Origin of the sequence: Bacillus sp. 105MF, assembly GCF_000374885.1 — a bacterium.
Taxonomy (GTDB): Bacteria; Bacillota; Bacilli; order Bacillales; family Bacillaceae_G; genus Bacillus_A; species Bacillus_A pseudomycoides.
In genome coordinates this window covers 1-7,847 of sequence record NZ_KB895639.1, presented here as the reverse complement: position 1 = coordinate 7,847, position 7,847 = coordinate 1, and the positions used below count along the sequence as shown (strand labels likewise).

At 33.5% G+C, this 7,847-nt stretch carries 6 protein-coding genes and 2 pseudogenes; 6 read left to right on the top strand and 2 right to left on the bottom strand.

Going from position 1 to position 7,847, the window contains the following annotated elements; translation table 11 throughout:
* Positions 1-236: ribbon-helix-helix protein, CopG family (locus tag C564_RS0130635; protein WP_155896304.1), on the top strand; the 236-nt coding region annotated here is incomplete at its 5' end.
* 198 nt (positions 237-434) lie between these two features.
* On the opposite strand, the gene C564_RS0130630 is transcribed toward C564_RS0130635, so the two are convergent.
* Positions 435-1,820 (bottom strand): glycosyl hydrolase family 8, encoded by a 1,386-nt coding sequence (locus C564_RS0130630; protein WP_018768108.1) that lies wholly within the window; start codon positions 1,818-1,820, stop codon positions 435-437.
* Positions 1,821-2,518: 698 nt separating this feature from the next.
* Between C564_RS0130630 and C564_RS37950 the strand changes: the two are divergent.
* A pseudogene (locus C564_RS37950) lies at positions 2,519-2,602 on the top strand (IS6 family transposase); the annotation flags it as partial.
* 69 nt (positions 2,603-2,671) lie between these two features.
* On the opposite strand, the gene C564_RS0130620 reads toward C564_RS37950, so the two are convergent.
* On the bottom strand, positions 2,672-3,880 hold the full coding sequence (locus C564_RS0130620; protein WP_018768106.1) for an MFS transporter: 1,209 nt from the start codon (positions 3,878-3,880) through the stop codon (positions 2,672-2,674).
* Positions 3,881-4,261: 381 nt separating this feature from the next.
* On the opposite strand from C564_RS0130620, the gene C564_RS0130615 reads away from it, so the two are divergent.
* The 4 genes and pseudogenes from C564_RS0130615 to C564_RS35925 all read left to right on the top strand — a co-directional run.
* Positions 4,262-5,536 (top strand): aspartate aminotransferase family protein, encoded by a 1,275-nt coding sequence (locus C564_RS0130615; RefSeq protein ID WP_018768105.1) that lies wholly within the window; start codon positions 4,262-4,264, stop codon positions 5,534-5,536.
* Positions 5,533-6,480 carry an inositol monophosphatase family protein gene (locus C564_RS0130610; RefSeq protein ID WP_018768104.1) on the top strand — a complete coding sequence of 316 codons (948 nt, stop codon included), beginning with the start codon at positions 5,533-5,535 and terminating at the stop codon, positions 6,478-6,480. The genes C564_RS0130615 and C564_RS0130610 overlap by 4 nt, the downstream gene beginning before the upstream one ends.
* Positions 6,458-7,504, top strand: coding sequence for a zinc-dependent alcohol dehydrogenase (locus C564_RS0130605; RefSeq protein ID WP_018768103.1), 1,047 nt, complete (start codon positions 6,458-6,460; stop codon positions 7,502-7,504). The genes C564_RS0130610 and C564_RS0130605 overlap by 23 nt, the downstream gene beginning before the upstream one ends.
* A gap of 96 nt (positions 7,505-7,600) precedes the next feature.
* A pseudogene (locus C564_RS35925) lies at positions 7,601-7,847 on the top strand (IS6 family transposase); the annotation flags it as partial.

The following is a 7,847-nucleotide window of genomic DNA, read 5'->3' as shown; positions in this document are numbered from 1 at the left end:
TGCAGACCGAATGGATGGATAGCTTAGCACCCTATATAATAGAAGGAAAACTGATACAACGTGTTAATAATAGTGTGTATTTAGATAGTAATACCGTAACAAAGCCGGTAACTCTCACAAGTAACGAGTATAAATCTATAACAAAAATTGTAGAAGAAACAAACAGTTCCATCGAAGAATTTATTAAAGATGCAATTCGAGATAAAATTAGTCAACACTTACTTAATCAAAAATAAAAAGGTTCCATTTGAACAAATTTTCCTTTTCTATGCTGATTACACACCTTTTTCTAGAGTAATACTATCAGTATGTCCAAGTTTAGGAGATTTACTTGCAAAAGTTTTAGAGTTTTTGTACCAAAAGCAGGTTTTCAGTATTCATAGAACTACTCCCAATTATAGAAGTGGGAGTAGTTCAAATACTGCATATGGATTCTATTCCTTATATTCAGACTGAATTTCTGACTTTGTTGGATTTTGTATGTTTTTTTCATTGGGTGTCGGTTTCCACCAATTACCAGTTATGAATAACATGGTCAATAAATTATAACTGTCACTAAAATAGCTTTCTTTTTTATTCTTCATCCAATCCCAGCCGTTATTAACCCACGCTTGATTATTACTGTTAGTTGTACCAGCAGCAATAAATGGTGAAACGAACACAGCTGTTGGATAATCACCAATGTTTGTTCCATTTAGTTCATAACCGTCCACAATTTTAGATGGGTTACCTTTTGTTTTATTTTTAATCCACGTAGCGACCTTATCAGAAATCACCTTACTTCTCTTTTCTCCATACATTGCATAATCCATAACAATTCGGAGTGGTACACGACTCGCATTATAGTAATATGCATCGGTATGTTTTGATTCATCTAAAAAGTCTTTAGGCGCAGGCTGTGGTGGATTTTTCACAACAAAATCAGAAATCAATCCTGTAGTTGGCGAGTATTTACTTGTAAACTGCGAATAAGTATTGTAGAGATTATTAATAACATTAAGCCAAGTTTTATCCCCTGTAAATTCGTAGAAAGCTCTTAAATGAGACATCATCCAATCGGAAGGCCTAGTATCAAATGTACTCTTTGAACCCCAATCACCTAAATTCAAACTATTATTTTGGGTCACATTACTAGCCTTAATACCTTTTGTAATCATATTTTGAGCTTCTTTCAAATAGTTGATTGTGCCATTTGACCCCCATTGCTTATGAGCAAGAAGAAGTGAGTAAGCAATGTCTAAATCCCCATCTGTCGCAGAATCAAAATGCCCTTGAGCTTTTGTACTATCGGCTACAACCCAACCCATTAAATTGGGATTTTTGGAACTTTTAAAAGCTCTCGCTGTTTTAAATAAGCCATTATAAATAGTTTGGGCGTTTGAATCATAGCCTGCCATTAAAACCGTGATTATCATACCATAACCCTGTCCTTCTGAAGTTCCTAACGGTTTAAAGCCGTCTGCATTTCCTGTAATCTCTCCTTTGACGTAGTAACCACCTGGAAGTGAAGAAAGATCATTCTTTAGATATTTATTTTTCCAATTAGTATAATAATTTTTAACTGAAGTATTCAAACTTTCTTGTGAAACATGATTCGGTTTAATAATACCAGAGTAGTTTACTTGCTGTGGAAAGGGTTTTATCTCTTTAGCAACAGCTGCTACTTGAGAAGTGTTTGATGTAGTAGAAGGATTTATTATGTCTCCAGTATTTCTTAATGAAGTGTTGTCTAAAACCTCTGCAGCAGTACAATTAGTATAACTTGCTAAACCTATACCAAATGCGGATATAAAAGTGAATATCTTTCTTTTTCGGCTCATTTTTCGGCTCCTTTAAAAAATTAATTTTCGTAAAGTACAGAAACAATCCTATAATTCTATGAAATTTACTTTACTAATACATCAACTTTGATGTACTTTTCATCTTTGCTCAATTCCATTTTACAAATGATATATATAAGTTGTATTTCTAGGTAGTTTTCGTACAGAGCGGATACAATTACTCCTGATTTAGTAGTTTATATAAGAAAGTAAAATCACCATATTTATGTGTCTTAGCAGATACAATTGAGTTGAAATTTTAGATAAAATGGGATGTGATTTTATATAGCTCTCAAAATTTACTGTTGTTTGCTTTCCAAAATTTTTTGATACTATTTGCTACGGAAATTTTTCTTTGGGAGGAGAATCCGCATGTGAATTCGAGCCACCTACACCGAATGCCATTATTCATGCCACCACAACAGCCGATAATAAGCCAAAGGAACTTTTCAATATAATCACCTCTTAAAATGTATTTATATAGGAACTGTACCGTTTTTTGGTGATTATTGAAATAGTCTTTAATATTTTTCAAAAGATGTCTGATTTTATGTTTTTTACTATCTTTATAGGAATATGACTGACCGAGCATGTTCTATAAACAAAAAGGAAACACCTAAGCTATGTTTCTGCGTAGGTGTTTCCTTTTGCATAATGGTTTTTTATATTGGACTACTTAAATCTTGTTATATAGAAAAAAAATGGGACAGATTGATTTACAGAATCAGTCTGTCCCAAACCAGAAAAGGTTCATCCACCAAGTATTTGGACTTATAGCATAAAATACGATTCCACTAGAAATCTACTATTATCCATGTTTTTCTTCATATATTTGCATCAGAACCCTAAATCTAAATTTTATGATTATTATCATGTTCTCGTATAACTGATAAATGAGTATTTCCCAAAATTTGAATTCCAATTATCAATATTAGCATTATTAACATTATACAGGCAAATAGCCAAAAAGTAATTTGAGCAGGGTACTTATCCATACTCTGTCCTATAATAATTGGAATTAATGAGCCACCAAGACCGTTTGTAGCTAATAATATACTAGTTGTCTTTTCTGTTTGTCCAGGAAAATATAGGTTTGTGATAATTAAGGCAATCGCAAACATTGCTGCCATAAATAACCCCAAAAAGAAGCATAGAAAGAAACCCAACCAAACATTTCCACTAATGGCTAGCAATATAAGTACAACTAGGCCTCCAATATTAATTGAAAGTAAAAACGTGTTATAGGTAAGCTTTTCAGAGATAACACCTGTTAACGCACGCCCTATTACCATTGCCATCCAGTAAACAGTTACAGTCAGTGTTGCAAGAGAATTAGGGACTTCCCACTCTTCCATGAAAATTGAAGGCAAAAAATGAACAATAGATACTTCGCTTCCACCATAACAGAAGAAATATATCGCAGAAAATGTAATGATTAAAAACGTCTTTTTAGTATAAGAACCAGTTATTTTATTAACAGATGTATTGGTATTGGTATTCTGTATAAGAAATTCATCGACTTCACCAAAAGACAGTACCTTCCATCCGAGCATAACTAAAAATGAGCTCAATCCTAAAATCAAAAATGCATATTCCCAAATACCCTTACTTATAAGTACGCTGGAGAAAAGTGGCATGAATAGTGCACCTAGTCCAAATGCAACTTCTAGTTTACTCATTGCTGTGGCTTGTTTTTCTTGAAATGTAACTAAAATGATTGTGCCAATACAAGATTCTGCTAATCCAGCTCCATATCCTGCTAATCCGACTAATGGAAAAAGAAAATACCAATTTGGTAGAAAAAATGTAAAAAGCTCAAGACTAATCATAATTAAACCCAGGAGAACTACATTTTTACGTCCTAGTTTTCTAACTAGAATAGGCATGCTAAGTACACCAAGTAAAAAACCAACAAATTGACCAAAGATGAGTAAACCACCATTACTATAATTTTGCTTATAGTGAATTAGAATCTCAGGTAGCATTGCACCAATAATAACTAAGGTAAAAGCGATTAACATGTACGAAAAGAAGCTTATCCAAAGTAAACGTTTTAGCAACTATTTCTCCTCCTTATAAGTAATATATTTATTGTTTAAATCAATTGCATATAACAACCCTCTAATATCTAGATATTACCAATATTATTATATAGAAAAAATAAAAATTTCAAAATTTAAATTTTTAATGTTAACAATTTTTAATTATACTACCTTTTTTTATGATTTTTTAAAAAATTCCGTATTTTTTATTTTCTCAACATAATTCATCTTAATTTAACTTGTAGTACGGATATTTCACATTATATTATGAGACTGTTATTTAATAACAATTTTCAAATTGTGGTGCATAGTAAATACAGTCATAATCCATTATTAGTTAGGTTGGGCCCCCTAACACATAAATTTTAACATTACTAAAATAATAGGAGTGTTGTAAAAATGAATGGTAAAGTTAAAAGTTTAACAAACCCTGACAGTCTGTATTACAAAGTAGACAATGTCGTTATGGAGCGAGGGGAAGGTATCTACCTTTACGATCAGGATGGAAATAAATATTTTGACTGCGCATCAGCTACATTTAATTTGAATTTAGGATACAGCAATAAAGAAGTGATTGATGTAGTAAAAAATCAAATGGATAATCTTATTCATGTTACTTCATCTTATCAAACAGACCCTGTAAATAAATTAGCAGAGAAACTTGTTGAAATTGCTCCTAGCAATCTCACAAGGGCACACCCAAAAGTTAGCAGTGGCTCAGCGGCGAATGAAGGTGCTATTAAAATGGCACAATACAATACTGGGAAACGTGATGTTATTTCTTTGTTCCGCAGCCATTTGGGACAAACATATATGATGTCAGCCCTTTCAGGAAATGCTTTTCGAAGAGAACCATTCCCACCTCAATTTTCCTTTGGATTGCAAGTCCCAGATCCTTATTGCCTGCGTTGTTTTTACAATCAAAAATCTGATTCTTGTGGAATGCTGTGTGTCGAAAGAATTAATGATTTTATTGAATATGCAAGTACAGGGAATGTTGCAGCTATTATGGTTGAGCCAATATCAGGAAATGGAGGAAATATTGTTCCACCTAAGGGATATTTCAAATCGTTGAAAAAATTATGTGAAGAACACGATATTGCATTAATTTTTGATGAGATACAAACAGGATTTGGTAGAACAGGTAAAATGTTTGCTGCTGATTACTTTGATGTACAACCTAATATGATGACAGTAGCTAAAGGTTTAGGTGGAACTGGATTCCAAGTTGCAGCTATCCTTACTGAAGAGAAGTATATGGGTATGCCTGGTCACCATCATTCTTTTACTTATGGATCGAATGTAATGGCATCTGCAGCAGCATGTACCACAATTGATATATTACAAAGACCTGGATTTTTGGAAAATGTGACTGTGGTTGGAAATTATATTATGGAACGTTTAGAAAAAATGAAAGAAAGATTTAAGTTTATTGGAGATGTAAGAGGTGTAGGTTTAATGATTGGGGTTGAAATAGTAAAAGATAATAATGAACCTGATGTTGAGCTTACAAATCATATTGCAAAACGTGCTATGGATCATGGCATAATTATCAGAACATCTAGATATGGATACGGAAATGTGTTTAAAATCCGTCCACCTCTTACTATTACTCTAAGTGAGGCAGAAGAACTGTGTTATAAATTAACTCATCTATTGGAGGAGATCAAGTGAAAACCTATATTATTGAGTTAGGAAAATACGTATATAATAAGGTGAAAAATCAAAAGGGAACTTTGAAAAACCGTATAGTTAATGGGTACTCTCCAGGTGGAGATGCACAGTTTAATATTGATACTGCAGCAGAAAATGCGGTCCTTGATTATATATCAGATAAGAAAGAACCTGTTGCATTCTATACTGAAGATGGTGGTCTTAAGATTTTTGGAGAAAATCCACAATATATTTTAATTGTAGATCCGATTGATGGTACTCGTCCTGCAGCTGCAGGACTTGAAATGTCTTGTATTTCTATTGCTCTAGCAAAATACAAAGACAATTCTAAAATTAAAGATATTGAATATGCGTTTCTAATGGAACTTAAAACAGGTAAATACATGTATAGTGATATTTTTTCAAATTTTATAGAATTTGAAGGCTATAATAGCCAATTACCAAACTTAAGCCAGGGTAAAGACATTAAGAATATGTTTTGGAGTTTTGAGTTTAATGGTCATCCTACTAACTTAATGATTGAATCTTATGGACATCTAATCGATGAGTCAGCAAATAATGGTGGCGTATTTATATTTAATAGTGCATCTTATTCTATTTCACGAATTATTACAGGTCAAATGGATGCATATGTAGATATCGGGAATAGACTTCTTAAAGATTCTCCAGATTTGTTACCAGATTTTCAAAGAGTAGGAAATGGTCAAGTCTTACACCTCTTTCCATATGATATAGCTGCCAGTGTGTTTCTGGCGAAAAAAGCGGGAGTTATTATTACTGATGCATATGGTAATTCTTTAGATGAAACTCTTTTAACAGATCTCAGTTATATTAACCAGCAGTCATGTATAGCAGCTTCTACCAAAGAACTACACCAAAATTTATTGGAACAAATTAAGTGGAAACGGAGCGAGGAAAAGTATGAAGGCATTGGTATGGACTGAAAATAAAACATTAGAATATAAAGAAGTGGAAGAACCTCAAATACAAAAAAATAATGACGTAAAAATCAAGATTTATGGGACTGGGATTTGCGGGACCGATTTGAATGTATTAAAAGGGAAGATGTATGCTGCTCCAAATATGGTTATGGGACATGAATCGGTTGGAATCGTAGTGGAAATAGGGGAAGAGGTTAGAAATGTAACCGTAGGAGATCGTGTCGTAATTGATCCTACTCAGTTTTGCGGGAAATGTTATTACTGTAGAAAAGGTTTAACATGCTATTGCGAAGAGTTCGATGAATGGCAGTTAGGAATCGGTTCTCATGGGACTTTTGGAGAATATTATGTTGGAGAAGATAGATTTATTTACAAATTACCTGAATCAATGGAATGGGAGAGAGCTACATTAATTGAGCCTCTTTCATGTGTTCTTAGCGTTATAGAAAAAGCTAATATAAAACCAGATGATTCCGTTCTAGTTTTAGGGTCTGGGCCGATTGGACTGTTAGTTCAGATGATTGCTCGAAAACTTTCTAGAATTACAGTTGCCACAGAAATTGGTCCCTTTAGAACAGAAGCTGCACGAAAAATAACCAAATATGTATATCATCCGCAAAAACTCACCTTAGAAGAAATCTACCGGATTAATCAAGGAAGAAAGTTCGATGTAATTTTTGATGCCATAGGTAATCAACTAGACTGGGCATATCCGCTTATTGAAAAAGGTGGAAGGCTTATTCCAATGGGGTTTGATGATACCTATGAGTTCAAGGTTAAACCGTTTGAATTATTATCAAAAGGAATTACAATTATTGGAACCGGAGAAGCACATCATATGATGGAAAAGGCTTTATCCTGCGCTATAGACCTTCCAGAATTATCGAATTTAATTACGGAAAAAGTAGCACTTAAAAATTTTGATACAGCTATTGGTAACTTAATGGGGTTTGATCCAACTACTAATGAAAGAAAAGATATTAATTCCATTAAAACAATTTTAGTCTCTGAACCTAATAGTATCTAAGAAAGGTTCTGGTGCGAAAACGTCAAGATAATTGCAAGTAATCTCTAAATCTTGGACAGACTGATACTATTACTCTAAAAAAGGTGCGTGATCAGTATGGAAAAGCGAAATTTATTCAAGTGGAAGCATTATCATCAATTTTGCAAACAGTAAGATGGTACCTACGGTACAACTTGAGCTTTCGTGATTTGGTGGAAATGATGGTGGAACGGGGCTTATCCGCTGCTCATACAACGATTATGCGTTGGGTTCATCAGTATGGTCCTGAATTAGACAAAAGAATCCGTCGTCATCTCAAGCAAACCAAAGACTCTTGGAGAGTCGATGAAACATATATCAAAGT